Annotated in this window: 22 protein-coding genes and 1 pseudogene; 12 read left to right on the top strand and 11 right to left on the bottom strand. The window is 71.3% G+C overall.

Annotated elements, in window-relative coordinates; all coding sequences use genetic code 11:
* Positions 1-100 precede the first annotated feature (100 nt).
* Both ACFPFQ_RS44430 and ACFPFQ_RS44425 read left to right on the top strand, forming a co-directional pair.
* Positions 101-523 (top strand): MerR family transcriptional regulator, encoded by a 423-nt coding sequence (locus ACFPFQ_RS44430; protein WP_379629319.1) that lies wholly within the window; start codon positions 101-103, stop codon positions 521-523.
* 296 nt (positions 524-819) lie between these two features.
* Positions 820-1,446 (top strand): DUF222 domain-containing protein, encoded by a 627-nt coding sequence (locus tag ACFPFQ_RS44425; protein ID WP_379629318.1) that lies wholly within the window; start codon positions 820-822, stop codon positions 1,444-1,446.
* 748 nt (positions 1,447-2,194) lie between these two features.
* On the opposite strand, the gene ACFPFQ_RS44420 is transcribed toward ACFPFQ_RS44425, so the two are convergent.
* Positions 2,195-3,232, bottom strand: a complete 1,038-nt coding sequence (locus tag ACFPFQ_RS44420; RefSeq protein WP_379629317.1) for a LacI family DNA-binding transcriptional regulator — start codon at positions 3,230-3,232, stop codon at positions 2,195-2,197.
* A gap of 117 nt (positions 3,233-3,349) precedes the next feature.
* Between ACFPFQ_RS44420 and ACFPFQ_RS44415 the strand changes: the two genes are divergently transcribed.
* Positions 3,350-4,048 carry a ThuA domain-containing protein gene (locus ACFPFQ_RS44415; RefSeq protein WP_379629316.1) on the top strand — a complete coding sequence of 233 codons (699 nt, stop codon included), beginning with the start codon at positions 3,350-3,352 and terminating at the stop codon, positions 4,046-4,048.
* On the top strand, positions 4,033-5,127 hold the full coding sequence (locus ACFPFQ_RS44410; protein ID WP_379629315.1) for a Gfo/Idh/MocA family protein: 1,095 nt from the start codon (positions 4,033-4,035) through the stop codon (positions 5,125-5,127). Before ACFPFQ_RS44415 ends, ACFPFQ_RS44410 begins: the two co-directional genes overlap by 16 nt.
* A 21-nt stretch (positions 5,128-5,148) precedes the next feature.
* Here the strand turns inward: ACFPFQ_RS44410 and ACFPFQ_RS44405 are convergent, their stop codons facing one another.
* Together ACFPFQ_RS44405 and ACFPFQ_RS44400 are read right to left on the bottom strand one after the other, a co-directional pair.
* Positions 5,149-5,574 (bottom strand): MarR family winged helix-turn-helix transcriptional regulator, encoded by a 426-nt coding sequence (locus ACFPFQ_RS44405; protein ID WP_379629314.1) that lies wholly within the window; start codon positions 5,572-5,574, stop codon positions 5,149-5,151.
* On the bottom strand, positions 5,571-5,996 hold the full coding sequence (locus tag ACFPFQ_RS44400; RefSeq protein ID WP_379629313.1) for an SRPBCC family protein: 426 nt from the start codon (positions 5,994-5,996) through the stop codon (positions 5,571-5,573). Before ACFPFQ_RS44400 ends, ACFPFQ_RS44405 begins: the two co-directional genes overlap by 4 nt.
* A gap of 517 nt (positions 5,997-6,513) precedes the next feature.
* Between ACFPFQ_RS44400 and ACFPFQ_RS44395 the strand changes: the two genes are divergently transcribed.
* Positions 6,514-7,251 carry an AraC family transcriptional regulator gene (locus ACFPFQ_RS44395; RefSeq protein ID WP_379629312.1) on the top strand — a complete coding sequence of 246 codons (738 nt, stop codon included), beginning with the start codon at positions 6,514-6,516 and terminating at the stop codon, positions 7,249-7,251.
* A 30-nt stretch (positions 7,252-7,281) separates the two neighbouring features.
* On the opposite strand, the gene ACFPFQ_RS44390 is transcribed toward ACFPFQ_RS44395, so the two are convergent.
* From ACFPFQ_RS44390 to ACFPFQ_RS44365, 6 genes are all read right to left on the bottom strand, one after another.
* Positions 7,282-7,701 (bottom strand): hypothetical protein, encoded by a 420-nt coding sequence (locus ACFPFQ_RS44390; RefSeq protein ID WP_379629311.1) that lies wholly within the window; start codon positions 7,699-7,701, stop codon positions 7,282-7,284.
* Positions 7,698-8,267, bottom strand: a complete 570-nt coding sequence (locus ACFPFQ_RS44385; RefSeq protein WP_379629310.1) for a hypothetical protein — start codon at positions 8,265-8,267, stop codon at positions 7,698-7,700. Before ACFPFQ_RS44385 ends, ACFPFQ_RS44390 begins: the two co-directional genes overlap by 4 nt.
* A gap of 25 nt (positions 8,268-8,292) precedes the next feature.
* Positions 8,293-9,639, bottom strand: a complete 1,347-nt coding sequence (locus tag ACFPFQ_RS44380; protein ID WP_379629309.1) for an ABC transporter permease — start codon at positions 9,637-9,639, stop codon at positions 8,293-8,295.
* Positions 9,636-10,403 carry an ABC transporter ATP-binding protein gene (locus ACFPFQ_RS44375; protein ID WP_379629308.1) on the bottom strand — a complete coding sequence of 256 codons (768 nt, stop codon included), beginning with the start codon at positions 10,401-10,403 and terminating at the stop codon, positions 9,636-9,638. Before ACFPFQ_RS44375 ends, ACFPFQ_RS44380 begins: the two co-directional genes overlap by 4 nt.
* Positions 10,400-12,364 carry a biotin/lipoyl-binding protein gene (locus ACFPFQ_RS44370; protein ID WP_379629307.1) on the bottom strand — a complete coding sequence of 655 codons (1,965 nt, stop codon included), beginning with the start codon at positions 12,362-12,364 and terminating at the stop codon, positions 10,400-10,402. Before ACFPFQ_RS44370 ends, ACFPFQ_RS44375 begins: the two co-directional genes overlap by 4 nt.
* Before the next feature lie 380 nt (positions 12,365-12,744).
* Positions 12,745-13,185 (bottom strand): Lrp/AsnC family transcriptional regulator, encoded by a 441-nt coding sequence (locus tag ACFPFQ_RS44365; protein ID WP_379629306.1) that lies wholly within the window; start codon positions 13,183-13,185, stop codon positions 12,745-12,747.
* Positions 13,186-13,344: 159 nt separating this feature from the next.
* On the opposite strand from ACFPFQ_RS44365, the gene ACFPFQ_RS44360 reads away from it, so the two are divergent.
* From ACFPFQ_RS44360 to ACFPFQ_RS44335, 6 genes and pseudogenes are all read left to right on the top strand, one after another.
* Positions 13,345-14,415: a thiamine pyrophosphate-dependent dehydrogenase E1 component subunit alpha gene (locus tag ACFPFQ_RS44360; protein WP_379629305.1), complete on the top strand. Its 1,071-nt coding sequence runs from the start codon at positions 13,345-13,347 to the stop codon at positions 14,413-14,415.
* A gap of 17 nt (positions 14,416-14,432) precedes the next feature.
* Complete coding sequence (locus tag ACFPFQ_RS44355) at positions 14,433-15,398, top strand: alpha-ketoacid dehydrogenase subunit beta (protein WP_379629331.1); 966 nt, start codon at positions 14,433-14,435, stop codon at positions 15,396-15,398.
* A 20-nt stretch (positions 15,399-15,418) separates the two neighbouring features.
* Entirely contained in the window at positions 15,419-16,648 is a 1,230-nt protein-coding gene (locus ACFPFQ_RS44350) for a dihydrolipoamide acetyltransferase family protein (RefSeq protein ID WP_379629330.1), read from the top strand.
* Between the two features lie 32 nt (positions 16,649-16,680).
* Complete coding sequence (locus ACFPFQ_RS44345) at positions 16,681-17,157, top strand: hypothetical protein (RefSeq protein ID WP_379629304.1); 477 nt, start codon at positions 16,681-16,683, stop codon at positions 17,155-17,157.
* A 272-nt stretch (positions 17,158-17,429) separates the two neighbouring features.
* Positions 17,430-17,915 (top strand): hypothetical protein, encoded by a 486-nt coding sequence (locus ACFPFQ_RS44340; protein ID WP_379629303.1) that lies wholly within the window; start codon positions 17,430-17,432, stop codon positions 17,913-17,915.
* A 372-nt stretch (positions 17,916-18,287) separates the two neighbouring features.
* A pseudogene (locus ACFPFQ_RS44335) lies at positions 18,288-18,944 on the top strand (transposase family protein); the annotation flags it as partial.
* On the opposite strand, the gene ACFPFQ_RS44330 reads toward ACFPFQ_RS44335, so the two are convergent.
* On the bottom strand, positions 18,943-19,812 hold the full coding sequence (locus ACFPFQ_RS44330) for an IS3 family transposase (RefSeq protein WP_379629302.1): 870 nt from the start codon (positions 19,810-19,812) through the stop codon (positions 18,943-18,945). The pseudogene ACFPFQ_RS44335 and the gene ACFPFQ_RS44330 overlap by 2 nt on opposite strands.
* 47 nt (positions 19,813-19,859) lie before the next feature.
* Positions 19,860-20,168, bottom strand: coding sequence for a transposase (locus ACFPFQ_RS44325; RefSeq protein WP_379629301.1), 309 nt, complete (start codon positions 20,166-20,168; stop codon positions 19,860-19,862).
* A 426-nt stretch (positions 20,169-20,594) separates the two neighbouring features.
* On the opposite strand from ACFPFQ_RS44325, the gene ACFPFQ_RS44320 reads away from it, so the two are divergent.
* A complete protein-coding gene (locus ACFPFQ_RS44320; protein ID WP_379629300.1) occupies positions 20,595-20,807 on the top strand; it encodes a hypothetical protein in 213 nt (70 codons plus the stop codon).
* Positions 20,808-20,934 lie beyond the last annotated feature (127 nt).

The following is a 20,934-nucleotide window of genomic DNA, read 5'->3' as shown; positions in this document are numbered from 1 at the left end:
CATCCCGTAGCCGGATACAGGCTTACCGTGAGGGCATGACCTCGATGCCGCCGTCGTGCACCTTGCCCACGAGCGCGCCGGTCGCGATCGGAGCGCGGGCATGAGCCGGGGGCTGCGCAGCGGCCAGCTCGCGGCGGCAGCCGGGGTCAACCTCCAGACGCTGCGCTACTACGAGCGGCGCGGCCTGCTCCCCGACCCGGAACGCTCGCTCGGCGGACACCGCGAATACGGCGTCGACGCCCTCACCGTGCTGCGGATCATCCGCGCCACGCAACGTCTCGGCTTCACGCTCGCGGAGATCGCCGAACTGCTCGAGGTCGGGTCGCACCGCGGACCGCGACCCGGGCTGCGCGACCTCGCCACGGCCAAGCTGGCCGAGGTCGACGCGAAGATCTCCGACCTCGACGAGATCCGAGCCACCCTCGTGGCGGTGATCGAGTCCGACTGCAGCGACCTGGAGGAGTGCGCCTGCACCCCGGCCGGCCCGATCCCGTTCAGCACATTGGCCGGGGGTGAGAGGTAGGCCTGGCAGCTCTGAGGTCGGTGCAGGTCAGTGCGCGAGTTGCGGTGGATGGGCCCGCGAGTTGCGACGGATGGACCCGCGAGTTGGGCTCATCCGCGCCCGGGGCGGCTGATCTCGCCATTTCGGCACGGTGATTTCGCGATTCCGGCACGGTTGTGGTGCTCGCCGGCGTGCCGGATCGGTGAAACCACCGTGTCCGATCGGCGAAATCGGGCCTTGACCCGGATCCGGCCGTGTGGGGTGCCCGACTGTTCGACACTCCCGGAACTGTCGGCGCTCGCACGTATGTTCGATCCATGATGGATCCGGTTCAGCTCTGGGAACGGGTGGCAGTCCTGCCGCCCGGACCCGAGCTGGCCGTGGTCCTCGCGGGGTTGACGTGGGGCGAGATCCCGAACGCGCACATCGGTGATGTGGTCGCTGCGCGGGCTCGGCAGCGGGCGCATGGGGACGCCGAGATGTCGGTCGGGATGGTGCACCTCGCCCGATCCACACCCCTCGACGAGCTCGGCGACGCCGTCGTGGGGCGCGCCGAGACGTCGTATCCGTGGGTGTCGTCGGAGATCGCCGCACTACTGACCTTGACCCCGACCGCTGCTGATCGGGAGCTCGGGTTGGCCGAGCAGCTCCACGATCACCTGCCGTTGGTGCTGGCCGCGTTTCGCGCTGGGCGGATCGACCGGAACAAGGCGTGGATGTTCTGCGAGTACTCGATCCCGCCGACCTGTCTGCCACACAGATCGCCGCCACCTGCGAACGACTCGTACCCGGCGCTTCCGGCTGGACCACCCGACAGCTCGCGAACCGGTTGTGGCGCGCCATCCTCGCCATCGACCCCGAATACCAGCGCCGCAAGTATCAGCGTGCGGGACCGAGGCGCAGATCATCGACGCGCTGATCGGCGGCACCGAACTGGTCCGTGAAGGGTCGAAGTCCACATTGGACTCCCCACTCCGATGGGGCGTGATGAGTGGCCCGGGGAGATCGCCGGGGTCGGGCCGGTCTCCGCCGATGTCGCCAGGACTGCCGTCGCGCGGCAGTATCGGGGTGGGTCGTGGGAGTTCGCGATCGTCGATGACAACGGGCACCTGCTGCACGGCGGGTTCCTGCGCAGCCGCCCCAAGACCGGCGGCGGCAAGGCACGTGGCGAGGTGGTGCAGATTCACCTCACCCTCGCCGAACTCGAGGCGCTGATCGCCGATCCTGGCGTGTGGGCCGGGGCGCTCGCCGAGATCGCCCGCAACTGGGCCAACCGAGACAAGAAGAAGGCGGCACGGCGGCGGTTCTTCCGCGGCCCGGTCGCCCGCAACAGGCGCCTGCGGGATCAGAACTGCATCGGGCCGGGTTGCACCCGCACCGCGCGGCGTTCTGATCTGGACCACACGCTCGATCACGGCAAGGCGGGGACACCGTCGCGGAGAACGCCGGCCCAGCCTGCTACCGGCATCACCCCGACAAGGACCGTGGCTGGTCGCTCTCGCAGCCGGCACCGGGACGGTTCGTGTGGACCAGCCCGCTGGGCCGGGTCTCCACCACCCGCGGCGAGCCGATCCGCCACGAGCTTCCCGAACCACAACCCGCCGCCCGCCGAGTGGATCTACGCATCCGGTGGCAACCGCCGGCCCCGCCGCCACGGCCGCCACCCTTCTGAGCCCCGCACGCGGGCGATCCTCAGCTCGCCGGAGCCGGGGCAGTGGACTCCCGCACCACCAGTTCGGTGGCCAACTCCACCCGATGGGAGCCGGGCTGGCCGCCCTGGATGCGCTGCAGGAGCGCCCGCAGGGCGGCGGCGCCCATCTCGTGGAGGGGCTGGGTCACCGAGGTCAGGGTCGGGGACGACTGGCGGGCCTCGTAGGTGCCGTCGAAGCCGACGACGCTGAGCTGGTCGGGCACAGCGATGCCGCGCCTGCGGGCCTCCTCCATGAGGCCGAAGGCGATGCGGTCGTTGCCGCAGAACACCGCGGTGGGGGGTGCCGGGAGGTCGAGCAGTGTGCGACCGGCGGTCTCGCCGAAACCCTTGCGGAACGTGCCGTGCAGCACGAGCTCGTCCGGGGCGGTCAGGCCGTGCGCCGACAGGGCGGCGAGGAAGCCGTGGAAGCGGGCCTGGTTGCAGTCCGACTCCTCGATGCCGCCGAGGTAGGCGATCCTGGTGTGGCCCAACGCGATCAGGTGCTCGGCTGCGGCGCGCCCGCCTGCCCAGTTGGTGGCGCCGATGCTCACCACGCCCGCGGGCGGCGGGTTCATCCGGTCCACCACGACGACCGGCAGGCCGCGGTCGCGGAAGGGGCGCAGCTGCGACGCACTGTAGGACGAGGTGATGACGACCAGGCCGCACCGGCCGCGCTCCACCATCTTCTGGGAGCGCCGCGCCAGGTCTGCCGCCGCCGTGCGGCCGCTACCGATCACCGACACCACGACGTCGACATCGCTGCTGGCGGCCGCGTCCAGGACGCCGGTGAGCAGCGTCGTGGAGTAGGCGGAGTTGAGTGCGTCGAAGACGACGTCGATCATCGGGCCGCTCAGCTCCGCGCGCCTGCGCTGCCCCGGGGAGCGGTAGCCCGCATGGCGCAGCGCCTCGAGAACCCGCTCCCGGGTACCGGCGGCGACGTCGTCGCGGCCGTTGACGACCTTCGAGACAGTGGCCACCGACACACCCATCCGGCCGGCGATGTCGGCAAGGGTCGCGCGTTGCAGGTCGCGGTCCGACACGCCCACTCCTTCGAAAGGTTTCGGTCATCCGCTTCCGTTGACGGCCGGATCGACGAATGTAAGGTAGCGGAGCGCGCGACAATTGCGAAATCTTTCGACATCTCCGGGAGGACGTTCGTGCCCGCGAACAAGACCGCACTCGTGGTGCGCGGCGGCTGGGAAGGCCACCGCCCGGTCGAGGCCACCGAGCTGTACATCCCGTACCTCAAGGCCAACGGCTTCGACGTGCGGACCGAGGAGTCCACCGCGGTCTACGCCGACGAGGCGTACCTGGCGGAGGTCGACCTGATCCTGCAGTGCGTCACCATGAGCACGATCGAACGCGCGGAGTTCCGCGGGCTGCGGCTCGCGATCGAGGCCGGCACCGGGTTCGCGGGCTGGCACGGTGGCATCGCCGACTCCTTCCGCAACACGAGCGACTACCTGCACCTGGTGGGCGGGCAGTTCGGCTGCCACCCCGGTATCCACCCGTTCGAGGACGGCAACAGCGAGACCGACAACTTCGTGCCCTACACCGTGGAGATCAGCGACGCGGGGCGTGCGCATCCGATCACCGCAGGCATCGAGGACTTCGATCTGGTCACCGAGCAGTACTGGGTGCTGGCCGACTCGTACGTCAACGTGCTGGCCACCACCACGCAGCGGCGCCGCGAGTTCGACCCGTGGCACCGCGAGGTCGTCCACCCCGCCATCTGGACGCGCGACTGGGGCCGCGGCCGGATCTTCGTCTGCACCCCCGGGCACAGCCTCGACGTGCTGCAGGACGGCAACGTCCGCACGATCATCGAGCGGGGGCTGCTGTGGGCGAGCCGCTGAGGGTCGGGATGGTCGGCGCCGGTGCGATCAGCGGCGCGTACCTGGACAGGCTGACGACGCTGGCCGACCTCGAGCTGGTCGCCGTGGCCGATCTCGTCCCCGAACGCGCGAAGGCCGTGCTGGAACGGGTGCCGACGGCCAGGGCGGTCTCCCTCGACGAACTGCTGGCGGCGTCCGATGTGGACGTGGTGCTCAACCTGACCGTCCCGCTGGTGCACGCGGACGTCGCGCTGCGGGCGATCGCGGCGGGCAAGGCCGTCTACGGCGAGAAGCCGCTGGCCGGCACGGCTGCCGACGCGGCGACGATGCTCGCCGCCGCCGAGCGGGCCGACGTCACGCTCGGCTGCGCTCCCGACACGGTGCTGGGCACCGGCGTCCAGACCGCGCGCAGGGCCGTGGACGACGGCCTGATCGGCGCGCCCATCGCCGCCACGGCCACGATGGTGACGCCGGGCCACGAGGCCTGGCACCCGGATCCGGAGTTCTACTACCAGCCCGGTGGTGGCCCGCTGCTCGACATGGGGCCGTACTACCTCACCGCGCTGATCACGATGCTCGGCCCGGTCGTGCGCGTGACGGGTGCGGCCGGTCGCACCCGCTCCGAGCGCGTGATCGCCTCCGGCCCGCGGAGCGGCACCGTGTTCCCGGTCGACGTCGACACGCACGTCACCGGCGTGCTGGAGCACCACGGCGGTGTCCTGTCCACGATCGTCATGAGCTTCGACGCCGTCGGATCACGGGCGTCCCGGATCGAGGTGCACGGCGAGAGCGGCAGCCTCGTGGTGCCCGACCCCAACCACTTCGGCGGCGACGTGGCCGTGCGCAGGCTCGGCGACCCGGACTGGGAGACGTTGCCGGTCTCGGCCGGCTACCGCGACACCGGCCGCGGGTGCGGGCTGGCCGACCTGGCCACCGCCACCCCGCAACGACCGCTGCGGGCGAGCGGCGCGCTGGCCTACCACGTGCTGGACGTGATGGAACGGTTGCTGGAGTCGGCGCACACCGGCACCCGGCTCACCGTCGACAGCACCGTGGAGCGGCCGGAACCGGTGGCGTTGCAGGAGCTGCGCACACGCTGAGCCGATCTCAGCGCCCCGATCTCAGCGCCGCTGCGCGATCTCCCGCAGGGTGCCCCGCAACGTGGCGGGCTCGGCACCGAACAGCTCCTCGTCCAGCGCCCGGGCGATGGCCGTGGCCTGCGCACCCAGCGCCCGCCCGCTCGCGGTCAGCGACACCCGCACCGCGCGGGCGTCGGACTCGTGCGTGCTGCGCTCCAGCAGGCCGCGCTCCTGCAGGGTGCGCACCACTTTCGACGTCATCATCCGGTCGGCGCCTGCCTGCTGCGCCACGGCCTGCTGGGTGGGCGGGCCGCCGCGGTGCTCGAGCCACCCGGCCGCGGCCAGCATCAGGAACTGCGTGGGGGTGAGCCCGAGCGGGCGCAGCCGCGCGTCGAGCTCCGCACGCCAGGTCAGTGCGGCGTGATGCAGCCAGAACCCGGGTGAGAGCTCCGGGCCGGACTCGCTCACGCGGCCACCCGACGGGCCCGGCGCTCCAGCGCCACGAAGGTGCGGACCATGTCGCGGCGGATCCCCCGGCCGAAGTGCAGTCGGAACAGCGGCACCAACGGGCCGGTCACCTCCACCACCTTGGCGCAGCGGACGCGGCCGCCGGCGAGTTCGGTGAACACGGTGGTGCCGCGCAGCTTCCCACCCGGCAGGCCGCACTCCGACGACCAGCGCCCCCGCACCACGACGTCGGTGATCGTCCACGTCGTGGCCGGTCCGCCGTGTGGCTTCGACCAACCGGTGGTGCCCGCCGCGAACGGCCCGTCGAGCCGGGCGTCGAGCTCGTGCGGATCCCACGACGGCCACGCGGCGACGTCGGTGACGACGGCCCAGACCTCGTCCAGGTCGGCCTCGATGATCTGCTCGGCACTGATCCGGTACATGAACGTCCCCCATCTGTTGTCGCGACGACATTATTCGTCGTCGCGACAACAGTCAACGGGTGAAGCGCGCCAGAACCCCGTCGACCACGATCTCGATGCCGACCGCGAGGACGTCGGCCCCCGGGGTGTCGAGCGGGCGCTGCGCCACGACCTCGCCGATGCTCGGGTAGGCCCCCAGCGGGCTCGCCAGCCCCTCCGACCGTGTCGAGCATCGCGACCAGCAGCGCCTCGCGATCGGCGATGCGGCGGTACAGCGCCATCGGCGCGTTGCCCAGCTCGTCGGCGGTGGCACGCATGGTGACGGCCGCCGGCCCGTCGCGCCGGGCCATGCCCAGCGCCACGGTGACGATCGTGGTGCGGTCGAGCTCGCCGAACCCGCGCCGGTCGGAGGTGCGCGAGGGGAGCTCATGCCCCCGATTGGCCGTCACCGCGACGGCCACAACCCCAGCGCTCCCGTGTTCACCCCTCGATCCTCGTGGCGAGCGCCGTTGTCCGGCTTCCCATAATGTGCCAACTGATGCCGAGTACGCGCCACTTTCCGCCGACCCCGACCGGTCGCCACGTGCTCGCGCCCGGAACCGTCGTCGAGCGCCACCACCACGACGAGCACCAGATCGTCTACGCCGGCCGTGGCGTCCTGTCCGTCACCACCGACGCCGGCAGCTGGGTCGCTCCCCCCAACCGCGCGATCTGGATCCCGGCCGGGACCCCGCACCAGCACCACGCCCACGGCGCCACCGACCTGCTCACGGTCGGGCTCCCCGTCGGCGCCAATCCGCTGGGGCTGCTCGCGCCCGCGGTACTGGGCGTCGACCCGCTGCTGCGCGAGCTGATCCGCGCCCGCACCAGCGAGCCCGATGCGGGTCCCGCCGAGCAGCGGCGGTTGCTGGGCGTCCTGCTCGACCGGCTGCGCCAGTCACCCCAGCAACCCGTCCACCTGCCCGCCGCGCTCGACCCGCGCCTCGTCGCGGTGTGCGCGCTGCTGCACGCCGACCCCGCCGACGGGCGGACACTCCCCCAACTCGGCACCGCCGTCGGGGCCAGTGCCCGCACGCTCGCCCGGCTGTGCCGCCACGACCTCGGGATGACGTTCCCGCAGTGGCGCACGCAGTTGCGGTTGCAGCACGCGTTGCGGCTGCTGGCGAGCGGGGCGCCGGTCACGCTCGTCGCGCACCGGTGCGGCTGGGCCTCGACCAGCGCCTTCATCGACGTGTTCCGCCGCGCCTTCGGACACACCCCCGGCACGCACCGGTAGTGCGTGGCCGCCCTACCTCGCACGCCAGTGTCAGGCGGGCGCCGGGGCCGGGGTCGCCGCTCCGCTCGGGCCCGGGGCCCGGGTCGGGAGCGTGATGCCACAGGCCTGCAGCGCCGCCCGGGCGGCGGGGTCGCCGAACTCCCCGCCCGCACCGCGCAGGCCACCGGGGGCACCGGTCGGGCGCGGTTGCCCGGTCGGACGGGTCGCCCCGCTGGGACGCGGGGTGAACGTCGGCACCGCGATGCCGGCCGCCTGCAGACACTGGGTGATCTTCTGCTGCTCGGCCGGGTCGATGCGCTGACCCGCGGGGCGGTTGTTCGCTTCCGGCCCACCGGCGGGGGCCGCGGCCGGGGCAGTGGCTCCGCCCCCGCAGGCGGCGAGCGTGGCCGCCAGCACCACGGCGCCCGCGCCGCGGGCAACACTGGTGCGGATCGTGGCGATGCTGGTCATCCGTCGACCTTCCGGCTGATGAGAGACGTTGCGGTGATCACGCCATCGGCGCCCGTCGTGCCCGACACCGACACCGGCATGCCGACGGCCAGGCCGCCGAGTCCCGGCGTGGTCACGGTGGCCGTCGGGGGCACGTTCACCGTGATCACCTTCCCGGCGAAGTTCGTGATCGTGAGGGTCGTGCCGGCCAGCGACCTGACCGTGCCCACCGCCACGGGGACCGCCGCCGGGGCGGCTCCGGGCCCGGCAGGTGCCGCACCTTCCGGTGCTGTTTCCGACGGGGTCGGGGTCGCACCGGCGGTACCGCCGGTGCCGCCGAACCCACCGGCGCCCCGGGCCCCGCGGGCGCCCGCGGCCGCGGCGAACGCCGCACCGCCGCCCCCGCCGACCAGGCCGGCGTCGTGCTTCTTCTGCACCGCGACACCGCCGGTGAAGGCGAGCGCGGCGATCAGGCCGCCCACCAGCACGACGGTCAGCCTGTTGGTGCGTTTCGGGCGGTCCCAGCCCGGCTCGAACAGGTCGTCGTCGACGGCTGCCGGCTCCTGGTCCGCTGCGGGAGTGGTCATCGTTGCGCTCCGCTGTGGAAGGGGTTCATTCGTATCGAAGGGCGTCGATGGGGCGCAGCGACGCGGCGCGGTTGGCGGGGTAGATGCCGAAGAACAGGCCGATCGCCACCGACACGATGAACGCCAGCACCACCGAGTACGGGGCCACCACGAGCTGGAACCCACCCACGGACAGCTGGCCGACGCCGACTCCGATGATCACGCCGATCAGGCCGCCGAACAGCGACAGCAGCACGGCCTCGAGCAGGAACTGGCCCACGATGTCGGCCTTCTGCGCGCCGATCGCCTTGCGGATACCGATCTCCCGGGTCCGCTCGGTGACCGTCACCAGCATGATGTTCATGACGCCGATGCCGCCCACCAGCAGCGAGATGCCCGCCACCGCGCCCAGCAGCGCCGTGAAGATCGACGTCGCCGACGTGACCGCCGAGAGGATCGAGCTCGGGTTGAAGATCGAGAAGTCCTCGTTGCCGGTGGTGACGTGGTGGCGCGCGTTGAGGATGTCGGTCACCTCCGACGTCGCCGCCGTCACGGCCTCGGCCGACGCGGCCTTCACCGAGATGCTGCTGACCGTGCCGTAGCCGGTGAGCGTGTCCTGCACCGCCGTGAGCGGGGCGATCACGCGGTCGTCCTGGTCCTGCGGCCCGGTGCTGCCCTTCGGGGTGAGGATCCCGAGCACCGCGTAGGAGACGCCGTTGAACTGCACGGTCTGGCCGACGAGCGACGCGCCGTCGCCGCCGACCAGGTCGATGGCCACCGTGACGCCCACCAGGGCCACCCGATGGCGGGCGACGTAGTCGCTGTCGGTGAACGGGGCGCCGGTCTGAACGGAGTCGTTGTCGTTGACCAGGTAGCTGGGGCTGGTGCCGCTGAACGTGCCCACGGTGTGCGACGCGCCCTCGAACGTGCCGGTCACCGACTGCGCGCTCACCACCGGCGCCACCGACGCCACGTCCGGTGCCAGCACCGGGTCCATCAGCGCCTGCGCGTCGTCGAGGGTCAGCTGCGTCAGCTGGGTCTTGGTGCCGTTGTTGACGGTGCCCGTACCCGCCCCGCCGGCACCGCCCGCGCCACGGCCGCGGGCGGCCCCGCCCCCGGCGCGCAGGCCGCCGCCGGGCACCGCCGCCCGGGCACCGCCGGCGGCGCCACCGCCGCGACCGCCCGCGCCGGTGGAGGCCGAGGTGACGGTGAGCGTGTTGCTGCCCAGGGCGCTGATCGACTTCTGGATCGCGGCGCTGGCACCCGTGCCCGCCGCGATCAGGATGATCACCGCGGCGACACCGATGAGGATTCCCGACATCGTCAGGAGCGACCGCATCTTGTTCGCCGTCACCCCGCGCACGGCGAAGCGGAAGCTCTCGCGGAGGTTCACGACGTGACCGTGGGCGTGGGTGCGCGGTCGGCGCGCCAGCGCGGCGGCGGCCCGATCGCGGGGGCCACGCGCTCGTCGGCCTGGATCCGCCCGTCCCGCATGCGGAGCACCCGCTTCGCGTGCTGCGCCACCTCCTCCTCGTGCGTGATCACCACGACCGTGCGACCGGCGACGTTGAGGTCGTCGAACAGCGCGAGCACCTCCTCGGTGCTGCGGCTGTCGAGCGCGCCGGTCGGCTCGTCGGCGAGCAGCAGCACCGGGTCGGTGACGATCGCGCGCGCGATCGCCACGCGCTGCTGCTGCCCGCCCGAGAGCTGCGACGGACCGTGGTGCGCGCGCGCCGCGAGGCCCACCTGCTCCAGCGCGACCAGCGCCCGGCGGCGCCGCTCGGCGGGCCGGATCCCGGCATAGGCCAACGGCAGCTCGACGTTGCTCTGCGCCGTGGTCCGCGGGATCAGGTTGAACGACTGGAAGATGAAGCCGATCTTGCGGTTGCGGATCTTGGCCTGGCGCCTGTCGTCGAGCAGGCGGGTGTCGACGCCGTCGAGCAGGTAGCGGCCGCGGGTGGGGGTGTCGAGGCAGCCGATGATGTTCATCAGCGTCGACTTGCCCGACCCGGAGGCTCCCATCACCGCCACGAAGTCGCCACGCTCGACCGTCAGGTCGACGCCGTCGACGGCCCGCACGATGGTGTCCTCACCGCCTGCGACGCTGGTGCCGTAGATCTTGGAGACGGCCTGCAGCTCGATGACCGGTCGTGTCATCCGCCACCGCCGACGCGCGGGAACCCGCCGCCCCCGCCACCGCCGCCAGCACCGCCGCCGGTCGCGGCGGCTCCGGTCGCGGTCGGCAGCACGAGCACGTCGCCCTGCGCGACACCACTGGTGATCTCGGTGGTGGTGTCGCCCGCCACCCCGATCTCCACCGGCACCACCGTGTCGGCCGTGCCCCGCCGCACGGTCACGGTGTGGCGGGTGCCCAGCGTCGTGATCGCCGCCGTCGGCGCCACCAACACGTCGTCGGCGGTGCCCACGGTGATCGCGAGGCTCGCCGTGGACCCGACGCCGACCCCGGGCGGCGCCGAGTCGAGCGCGACCGTGATCGGGTAGAGCACCACGTTGTTCGTGACGGTGCTCTGCGGCGTGATCTGCGTGACCGACCCGGTCGCCGTGGTCGTGGTGGCCGGGAACGTGATCGTGGCGGGCTGCCCCAGCTTGATCTTGGCGGCGTCCGCCTCGGCGATGTTCGCCGTGATCGAGAGCCGGCTCAGGTTCGCGATGGTGATGAACCCGGACCCGGCCGACGTCGCCGCCGCCGACGCGGCGCTCGCCGCCCCCGTGCCCGAGGTGCTCGACCCGGTGGACGAGCCGGACCCGCCGCTCGAGGACTCGCCCACCTTCCCGCTGACCGCGAGCACGACGCCCGCCTGCGGGGCCTTCAGCACGGTCTGGTCCACGGTGCGCTGGGCGCTGTTCACCGAGACCTGCGCGCTGTCGACCTGCGCCGCCGACTGCGCGATCTGGGCCGGGGTCATCGGGTGCAGGTCGGCCTGCAGGGCGAGCTGGGCGGAGGTGACCTGGCCGGTGGACGTCGTCACCTGCTGCTGGGCGGTGGTGATGGCGTTGTTGTCCTTGGCCAGCGTGGCGGCCTGAGCCTGCTGGGCATTGGTGACGGCCTGCTGATCCAGGTCCAGGGTGGTGTTCTGGGAGTTCTGTGCCGCATCGACCGCGCCCTGGTCGGCAGAGAGCACGGCCTCGCGGTTCGTTTCCGCCGAGCGGACAGCGGCACAGTCCCTGGTTGCCATCGGGTAACTGAACGACACCTTCTGCACACCCGCATACGGCACGGCTGTCGGGACAACGTACGAGGCGCCGAAGTCTTGTCCAGAGACCGCGCCATTGCTAGCCGAAGCCGGAGGTGTAGTCGCGCCCGATGCAGGCGTGCTTGTCGGAGCGGGATCCCCGGTGGTCGTCGGCGCGACCTCCGGACACGTCGTGCTCGCCACCGTCTGATCCTGAATGGTCTGGTCAGAGTTCTTCTTGTTCTGCGCGTTCTGCACAGCGGTGTCGGTGGAGGCCTTGTCGTCGTTGAACTTCGTCTGCGCGTTGTCGATCGCCGTCCCCGTCGACGTCTGGTCCAGCCCCAGGGTGTTCTGCGCGGCGGCCAGGTTCGCGTTGGCGTTGTCCACGTTCTGCTGCGCGGTCGTGACGGCGAGCTGGTCCTGCTGACTCTTGACCGCCGTGGGCCCGGCCGAGGCCTGCGCGTAGGCGGCCTTCGCCCCGGCCAGCTGCGCCTTGGCGGTGGCCAGCGTCGCGTTGGCGGCGGCGGGGTCGATGGTCGCGAGCACCTCCCCGAGGGTGACCGTGTCGCCCGCCTTCACGTTCACGGCGGTGACGATGCCGGTGGTCTGGAAGCTCACCGGGGTGCTGGCCGAGGAGGCGGTGTTGCCGCTGCCGGTGACGCTCGCGGTGACGGTGCCGCGGGTGACGGCGGCGGTGCGCACGGCCACCGTCGGCGTGCTGGGGTTCCCGATCACGAGGAACGCCACGACGATCATGACGATGAGCAGGATCGCCAGGCCGAGGTTGAGCCACCGGGTACGCGGGCTCATCGCCTCGACCCGCGTCTGCAGGCCTGCCCAGAACCTGCTCAGGCCGTTGCCCGGAGGCTTCTCGCGCGGCGCGACCGGAATCTCCTGGGTCAGGATGTCCGAATCGTCCGTCATGCGGCGGCCACGATTTCCCGCGGACCGGAGATCTGCATTGCGCCCTCCTCGAACCGAACAGCCAGCCTGCCGCGGGGTGGTACGCCCGCACGCTATGAATTGCCTGTGAAAGTGCCTCGGCAGTCGCATCCCCGCCGGAACCAGGCTGGTCAGAACCTAGCGGGTGTCTACTGAGGCCTTTCTCAGGGCTCTCTTCGCGATTATCGAGCGGACCTGCGCATTCGTTTCCTGAGAATTCTCGGCATTGCTTCCCGGGTGGACACTCCGCCACAGAACGGACGAATTTCCGGCGATGGTGACGTAGCTCACCGTCATGATCACCGAGCGCACCCGGAGAACGTCGGCGCGGCCCGTCCGGCCGGCAGGCGGGCGCGGGGCCGCTAGCGGTTCTCCAGGTCCTCGAAGATCAGGATCGTGCGGGTGGCGAGCACGCCGGGCACCGCCTGCAGCTCGTCGAGCACCAGGCGGCGCAGCTCGGCATTGTCGGCGGCGCGCACCAGCAGGATCACGTCGAAGTCACCACCCACCAGCGCCATGTGGCGCACCTGCGGGATGGACCGCAGCCGCTCCCGCACGTCGCGCCACGCGCTCTGCCGCATGGACAGCGTCACGTAGGCCGAGGTCGCCAGCCCGGTCTTCGCCGGATCGGTCAGGACCGTGTAACCGGTGATCACGCCGCCCGCCGTCAGGCGTTCCAGCCGGGCGTAGGCGTTGGCCCGCGACACCCGCACCCGCTCGGCCAGCAGCCGCACCGACATCCGGCCGTCGGCGCGCAGTTCCTCCAGGATCCGGCGGTCGATGTCGTCGAGACCCTCTGCCATCTGTCTCACCCCTCCCCCCGCGCCCAACATCGATCTGGACGGATGGATCGCCAATGCGGACATTTCGAAGTCTATGTCTTCATATCCAGCGTCCGCGTGGCTGAGCTGCTCGAAACGCAGGACCATTCCGTTGGTGATGTCTTCCTGTGGAGGTGCGCTGTGGACGATCCGTCACCGTCGCTGATCCGGCTCCTCGACGAGCAGGGTGGCCTGGTCGAGGGGGCGACCGCGCTGCCGCCCGCCGCGGAGCTGCTGGCCGGCTACCGGGCGCTGGTGCTCGCCCGCCGCGTCAACGACCAGGCGAGCGCGCTCGTGCGGCAGGGCCGCCTGGCCGTCTACCCGTCCTCGCACGGCCAGGAGGCCTGCCAGGTGGCCGCGGCCCGCGCGCTGGGCATGCAGGACTGGCTGTTCCCGACCTACCGCGACACCGCGGCCATCGTCGCCCGCGGCGTCGACCCCGTCGAGGTCCTGATGATGATGGGCGGCGACTGGCACTGCGGCTACGACCCGACCGCCACCCGGGTCGCGCCGCAGGCCACGCCGCTGGCCACGCAGCTGCTGCACGCCGTCGGGGTCGCGCACGCCGCCCGGCTCAAGGGCGAGGACACCGTCGTCATGGCGCTGTGCGGGGACGGTGCCACCAGCGAGGGCGACTTCCACGAGGCGTTGAACTTCGCCGCGGTGTTCGCCGCTCCGGTGATCTTCTTCGTGCAGAACAACAAGTACGCGATCTCCGTGCCGCTGGCGCGCCAGACCCTCGCACCGTCGCTGGCGGCCAAGGGCGTCGGCTACGGCATGCGCGCCGCGCGGGTGGACGGCAACGACCTCGCCGCGCTGACGGTCGTGCTCGCCGACGCGGTGCGCCGCGCCCGCAGCGGCGACGGGCCGATGCTGGTGGAGGCCGACACCTACCGGATCCAGGCGCACACCAATGCCGACGACGCCACGCGCTACCGCGCGGACGCCGAGGTGGCCCAGTGGCTGCCCCGCGACCCGCTGCTGCGCCTGCGCGCGCACCTGGTCGCCACCGGCGCCCTCGACGCGGAGCAGGAGGCCGCGTTCGCCGCCGACGCCGAGCAGGTGGCCGCGCGCCTGCGCGCCGGGATGTCCGCCGAGGTCGCTCCCGACGCCGCCGACCTGTTCGCCCATGTCTACGCCCGTCCGACCCCGCAGTTGCTGGAGCAGGCCGCCCAGCTGCGGGCCGAGCAGAACGCGGAGGTCGGCTCGTGACCGGAGTGAAGATGACCATGGCGCAGGCGATCAACACCGCCCTGCGCGACGCCATGACCGCCGACGACCGGGTCGTCGTCTTCGGCGAGGACGTCGGCGCGCTCGGTGGCGTGTTCCGGGTGACCGACGGGCTCACCGAGACCTTCGGCGAGTCCCGCTGCTTCGACACCCCGCTCGCCGAGTCCGGCATCGTCGGGATGGCCGTGGGCATGGCCATGAACGGCATGCGCCCCGTGGTCGAGATGCAGTTCGACGCGTTCGCCTACCCGGCCTTCGAGCAGATCGTCAGCCACGTCGCGAAGATGGGCAACCGCACCCGGGGCCGCGTCCGGCTCCCGATGGTGATCCGCATCCCGTACGCGGGCGGCATCGGCGGCGTCGAGCACCACTGCGACTCGTCCGAGGCCTACTACGCCCACACACCCGGCCTGACGGTGCTCGCGCCGGCCACCAACGCCGACGCGTACGGGCTGCTGCGCGCCGCGATCGACAGCCCGGACCCGGTGATCTTCCTCGAACCGAAGAAGCACTACTTCAGCAAGGAAGAGGTGGACGTCGCCGCGGCGACACCGCCGATCGGCCGGGCGGTGGTGCGCAGGCCGGGCCGCGACGCCACGCTGCTCGCCTACGGCCCATCGGTTCCGATCGCGCTGGCCGCCGCCGAGCAGGCCGCCGTCGAGGGCCGCGACGTGGGCGTCGTCGACATCCGCTCGATCGTGCCGTTCGACGACGAGACCGTGTGCGCGGCCGTGCGGGCCACCGGCCGGGCCGTGGTCGTGGCCGAGGCGCCGGGCTTCGCGTCGGTGGCGTCGGAGATCGTCGCGCGGGTCACCGAGCGCTGCTTCCACGACCTCGCCGCGCCGATCCGCCGGGTCACCGGTTTCGACATCCCGTACCCGCCGCCGAAGCTGGAGCGCCACCACCTGCCCGGCATCGACCGCATCCTCGACGCGGTGGACGACCTGCAGTGGGAGGAGTCGTGAGCGAGCTGGCGAGCTCACGCATGTCGGTCTTCACGCTGCCGGATCTGGGTGAGGGGCTGACCGAGGCCGAGCTGGTGCGGTGGCTGGTCAAGGTGGGCGACACCGTCGCCGTCGATGCGCCGATCGCGGAGGTCGAGACGGCCAAGGCGACCGTCGAGGTGCCCACGCCGTATGCGGGCGTGGTGGCGGCGCTGCACGGCACGGAGGGCACGACCATCGACGTCGGGGCGCCCCTGCTCTCGGTGGAGTCCGTGTCTGCGGCGGGCGCGGCCTACGCCGAGGAGGAGCGGGCCGGTTCCGGCAACGTCCTCATCGGGTTCGGCACGTCACCGGAGACGGGGGCGCGCCGGCGGCGGGGAGCGACCCGGCCGTCCGCGGCCGCGGCGCCCACCCATCCGCGGGTGGCGTCACCGATCGTGCGGCAGCTGGCGCGACGCAACGGGCTCGACCTGGCGACGCTGACCGGCTCGGGGCCCGACGGGCTCATCGTCCGGGCCGACGTGGAGAAGGTCGCGGCGCCGCCGCCCCCCGCCCCCATCAGCGCTCCCGACACGGCCGATCGCCGCACGGGGCTCGCGATCCGCGAGCGCGTGCCGCTGCGCGGGTTCCGCAAGGCCGTTGCCGAGACGCTCACGCGCAGCCGTCAGGAGATCCCCGAGGCCACGACCTGGGTGGACGTCGACGCGACCGCGCTGCTGGAGCTGCGCGCCACGCTCGGCACCGGGCTGCTCGCGCTGATCGCGCGGTTCACCGTGGCCGGGCTGGCGAGGTTCCCGGAGCTCAACTCCCGCGTCGACACCGACCGCGAGGAGATCGTGCACCTCGACGGCGTCAACCTCGGGATCGCGGCGCAGACCGACCGCGGCCTCGTCGTGCCCGCCGTCCGCGACGCCCACCGGCTCAGCGCCCGCGGGCTCGACGCGGAGATCCGGCGCCTCACCGCGGCCGCGCGCGAGGGCAGCGCGACGGCGGCGGAGCTGACGTCCGGCTCGTTCACGCTGAACAACTACGGCGTGCTCGGGGTCGACGGGAGCGCGGCGATCATCAACCACCCCGAGGTCGCGATACTCGGGATCGGGCGGATCCTGCCCCGCGCCTGGGTGGTGGACGGCGACATCGTCGTGCGGTCCATCGCGCAGCTGTCGCTGGTGTTCGACCACCGGGTGTGCGACGGGGGCACGGCGGGCGGGTTCCTGCGGTTCGTGGCCGATGCGGTGGAGAACCCGCTCCAGGCGATGGGAGATCTGTAGGCGGGCCCGGCTCGCACCGTGACAGTCGGCGGGTGACGGACTGGCGTTCCGATCGGATCGGCGCGGCACTGCGCGGCGAGAACCCCACGGTGCTGACCCGGCTGCCGGAGGCGTTCGCCGTCATCGGGGACGTGCAGCGGCTGCCCGGGTACTGCGTCCTGCTCACCGACGATCCCGCCGTGACGCGGCTCAGCGACCTCACGCGAGCCAGGCGACTGGCCTATCTCGAGAGCATGGACCTGCTCGCAGGGGCGGTCGAGCGGGCCTGTGCCGAGGCGGACGACGGCTTCCTGCGCGTCAACATCGAGATCCTCGGCAACGCCGACCCGTTCCTCCACGCGCACCTCTGGCCCCGCTACGTGTGGGAGCCCGACGATGTCCGGCAGCGGCCGGTCTGGCTCTACCCGGCCCGGCACTGGCAGGACCCGGCCACGTCCCTCAGCGATCGCCACGACGCGCTGCGAAAGGCCATCACCCACCACCTCGCTGCCGACCCACCGCTCACCTGATCTTCGGTCGAGCAGCACGAGCGGTGCATCGCGGTGGCACCCGGGCGCCATGTCGAAGGCTCCGTGCCGGTGGCGATGGACGTGCCGCTGCGATCGCGAACCCGCAGGCCAGACCGGTAAGGATGGCCTCGACTCCGGAGGGCCACATCCGCGTGCCTCGACGTCGAGCCGCCACCGGATGCCGTGGCGGGTTCGCTGTCGACGCGGTCCGGACGGCGAGCGCGATCAACGGGCGGTGGACACCGCCCGTCCCGCGGGGGTAGGACGTGCCCATGGACGACCTCGACGAGCTGTGGCGCGCGCTGGACCGCATCGCCACCACCTCATGGCTGCTCGTTGCCTGCGACTTCGACAACGCGTTGGCCCCCGACCTCGGCGACCCGGAGAACGCCCGGGCCGAGCAGGCCTCGTCCGAGGCGCTCAACGTCCTGCTGGCGCTGCCCAGGACCACGGTGGCGGTCGTGTCCCGCCGCGACCCGGAGCAGGTTGCCGAGCTGATGCTGCTGTCCGGCTCCAAGGGCGGGCTGCGGCGGGTGGCGCCCGAGGACGTGGCCGCGCTGCGTGACGAGGTCGAGGCCACCGGCCTGTTGCGGGTCAGCGCGGATGGTGAGGGATCCTCGCTCCGGTCCGGTGACCTGGGGATCACCGTGATCTATGAGGGGGGGACGGCTGGCACCGGCTCCGGATATGCGGTGGAGGACACCGAGGGTGTTGCCGAGGTGCTCGAGGAGCTGGCCCGGTTGCGGCGGGGGACCTGACGGGCGTCGCCGGGTTGTGACGCGGGTGATTTCGCCATCCGAGCACGGTGATTTCGCTGTTCTGACACGGTGATTTCGCTGTTTCGACACGTGTTCAGAGGTCCGCAGGGCGGTGCGGGTCGGGACGCGAGTTGGGGTGGAACGCACCGCGAGTTGCGACGGATCGACCCGCGAGTTGCGACGCATGGGCCCGCGAGTTGCGACGGATCGACCCGCGAGTTGCGACGCATGGGCCCGCGAGTTGGGGTCGGCTGAGCTTGACCCCTGGAGCCGGACACTGACGGTGTGGGTCAGTGAGCCCTTTCCAACCTGATGGGCGGGCTCGGAGGCGGTGCGGCGTGGCGTCACCGGAACGAGTGAGCGTCCGCCGGCCGCCAGGCCCTGCTCGTGCTGGCGCACCCGCGCAAAGGCGAGACCTACGCCGACCTCGCCGCCGGGTTCGACATCGGCACGACCACGGTGTTCCGCTACATCCACGAAGCACTCGAGGTCCTGGCCGCGCTCGCTCCCTCGCTGCGTGACGCGATCGCCGTCGCGACGAGGAAAGCGTTCGTGATCATCGACGGGACTTTGCTGCGGATCGACAGAGTGGGGATGGACTCGGGTCGTGACCGGCCGTACTTCTCCGGCAAGCACAAGGCCCACGGGGTGAACGTGCAGGTCATCTCCGACCCGGCCGGGCGGCTGATCTGGGCCTCTCCCGCGTTGCCCGGCGCCCGCCACGACATGGGGGCGGCCCGCGAGCACGGCATCCTCGATGCGCTGACCGCGGCGGGGGTCCGGGTGGTCGCCGATAACGGCTACCCCGGTTCCGCGTTCGCCGTGCCCCAGCGACGACGAGCTGCTGACCCCGAGACCGGTGAGCGGCGGCGGCTGTCGCGCAACCAGAAGGCGCTGAACTCCGCTCACGCCCGGCAACGTGGGCCCGATGAGCGCGCCAACGCCCAGCTCAAGAGCTGGAAGATCCTCCGCAAGATCCGCTGCTGCCCGCACCGATCCACCGACCTGGTCAAGGCCGTCCTCGTCCTCACATCCACGCTGGCTGACCCAAGTGGAAAAGGCTCAGTGATCTTGGTCGGTCTCGGTGTGGGCTGCTTCGTAGTCCGCTGGCGACAGCATCCCGACGCGGGAATGTCGCCGTTTCGGGTTGTACCAGCACTCTATCCATTTCGAATATCGCGGTGGCAAGCTCGGCTCGCGTCTTCCATGCCCTTGAGTCGAGTAGCTCGAGCTGCATCGTGCCCCAGCAGGACTCCATCATCGAGTTGTCGTAACAATCCCCGATCGAGCCCATCGAAGCGACGAGGCCGGCCTCGACCAGGCGCCGTCCGAACGCCCAGGACGTGAATTGAGATCCGTGACCGGAATGCAGGATCGCCGAGTACGGTTCCGGGCTCCGTCGACTGATCGCGATGCCCAACGCGTCAACAACGAGAGCCGTGCGCATGTTGTTGTCGATCGACCAGCCAACAACCCGCCGGGAATAGGCGTCGAGCACAGCCGCGCAATACACCTTCCCTTCCAACGTCGAATGTTCCGTGATGTCGGTACACCACAGCTCATCGGGCCCGTCGACAACGAAGTCACGGTCGACCAGGTCCGCGTACGGCTCGGCCAGCGGGTCTCGGACCGTGCAGCCGCGCCGACGGCGCCGATAGAGGCCCTGGATGCCAGCCTCGCGCATCAGCCGAGCGACCCGCTTGCGGTTGACCACGATCCCGAGACCGAGCGTCAACTCGGCGTGCACCCGCGGCCACCCGTAGGTGCCGCGAGATTCCCGATGGACCTTCTCGATGTGTTTGAGCAACAACTCGTTCTCCATCGCCCGGGCGGATTTCACCCCGGATCGCCACGTGTCGTAGCCCTGGCGGCGCACACCAAGAACCCGACAGGTCACCGCGACGTCAAATCCGTCATCGGCGAGTTCACGGACCAGCGGGAAAACTACTTTGGAAGAACGTTCTCCCGAGCGAAATACGTGGCCGCGCGGTTGAGGATCTCGTTCTCGATCTCCAGCCGACGTTTCTCCTTGCGGAGTTCGGCCAGTTCCCGCTTCTCGTCGCTGGTCAACCGTGCCGACGAACCACTGCCACTACCATTATCGGCAGCGTCCTGGGCCATCCAGTTCCGCAAACACGACTCGGAGATGCGCAGGTCCTTCGCGATCGCCGCGACGGGTTGCTCGCCCAGACGGGCGAGCCCGACCGCGCGACGCCGGAACTCCGGCGGGTGAGGTGCAGGCACGAACGACATCCTCCCTGGCGGACCGAGTCCACCTCAGATGATGTGTCGGCCGCCAGGAGTCAAGCTCAGGCGGGGTGCGTGGATTTATCGGTCTGTCGGGTCGCGTGGGTGGGATGCCCTGGCTTTCTGTCAACGGAAAGCGGGACTTGGCTCTGGCGCAAAGTTCGTGACGGCCCCTGGTGATCACCGGTTCGGCCGGGTGGTTGATCATGTCCGCGGTGTAGTGATCATGATCTGACGGTGCTGCTGCCGCATCTGGCCGGTTTGCGGTTGAGCAGGTGCTGCGTTCAGGACCGACCCTGCGGATCTATGCCAGCGTGACCGCGCCGGACGCGGTGTGTCCGGACTGCGTCAGCAGGTCCGGGCGGGTGCACAGCCGCTATCAGCGCAGCGTGGCCGATGCGGCGATCGGTGGCGCCGAGAACTCTGATCTGCATGCGGGTGCGTCGGTTCTTCTGCGACAACAACGTCTGTCCGCGCAAGACCTTCGCCGAGCAGGTGCCGGGCCTGTCCGCTCCGCACGCGCGTCGGACGCCACTGCTGCGTGCCATGGTGGAGTGGATCGCGATGGCGGTGGGTGGCCGACCGGGCCGGGCGTGTCACGGCAACTGTGTAAGCCGCGGGTGGACCAAGATCGGCTCAGCGTGATCTTCACGCTGCCGGGAAGGACCACCTGTGAAGCAAGTCAGTCAGATTACCGGCACTAAAGATCAAGAAGTTGAGGCGGCCCGCCGGTTGGCCGACGCGCTCGATCCGTCGATGATCGATGCGTTGT

It is taken from the genome of Pseudonocardia sp. GCM10023141 (genome assembly GCF_042653605.1).
This window is presented reverse-complemented; position numbering and strand designations above follow the sequence as displayed.

Coding starts and splice junctions, on each gene's coding strand:
- ACFPFQ_RS44340 (WP_379629303.1), top strand. CDS start 17,430: ATGGACGACCTCGACGAGCTGTGGCGCGCGCTGGACCGCATCGCCACC.
- ACFPFQ_RS44425 (WP_379629318.1), top strand. CDS start 820: ATGATGGATCCGGTTCAGCTCTGGGAACGGGTGGCAGTCCTGCCGCCC.
- ACFPFQ_RS44370 (WP_379629307.1), bottom strand. CDS start 12,364: ATGACGGACGATTCGGACATCCTGACCCAGGAGATTCCGGTCGCGCCG.
- ACFPFQ_RS44320 (WP_379629300.1), top strand. CDS start 20,595: ATGCGGGTGCGTCGGTTCTTCTGCGACAACAACGTCTGTCCGCGCAAG.
- ACFPFQ_RS44385 (WP_379629310.1), bottom strand. CDS start 8,267: ATGACCACTCCCGCAGCGGACCAGGAGCCGGCAGCCGTCGACGACGAC.
- ACFPFQ_RS44355 (WP_379629331.1), top strand. CDS start 14,433: ATGGCGCAGGCGATCAACACCGCCCTGCGCGACGCCATGACCGCCGAC.
- ACFPFQ_RS44430 (WP_379629319.1), top strand. CDS start 101: ATGAGCCGGGGGCTGCGCAGCGGCCAGCTCGCGGCGGCAGCCGGGGTC.
- ACFPFQ_RS44325 (WP_379629301.1), bottom strand. CDS start 20,168: ATGTCGTTCGTGCCTGCACCTCACCCGCCGGAGTTCCGGCGTCGCGCG.
- ACFPFQ_RS44375 (WP_379629308.1), bottom strand. CDS start 10,403: ATGACACGACCGGTCATCGAGCTGCAGGCCGTCTCCAAGATCTACGGC.
- ACFPFQ_RS44390 (WP_379629311.1), bottom strand. CDS start 7,701: ATGACCAGCATCGCCACGATCCGCACCAGTGTTGCCCGCGGCGCGGGC.
- ACFPFQ_RS44350 (WP_379629330.1), top strand. CDS start 15,419: ATGTCGGTCTTCACGCTGCCGGATCTGGGTGAGGGGCTGACCGAGGCC.
- ACFPFQ_RS44395 (WP_379629312.1), top strand. CDS start 6,514: ATGCCGAGTACGCGCCACTTTCCGCCGACCCCGACCGGTCGCCACGTG.
- ACFPFQ_RS44400 (WP_379629313.1), bottom strand. CDS start 5,996: ATGTACCGGATCAGTGCCGAGCAGATCATCGAGGCCGACCTGGACGAG.
- ACFPFQ_RS44365 (WP_379629306.1), bottom strand. CDS start 13,185: ATGGCAGAGGGTCTCGACGACATCGACCGCCGGATCCTGGAGGAACTG.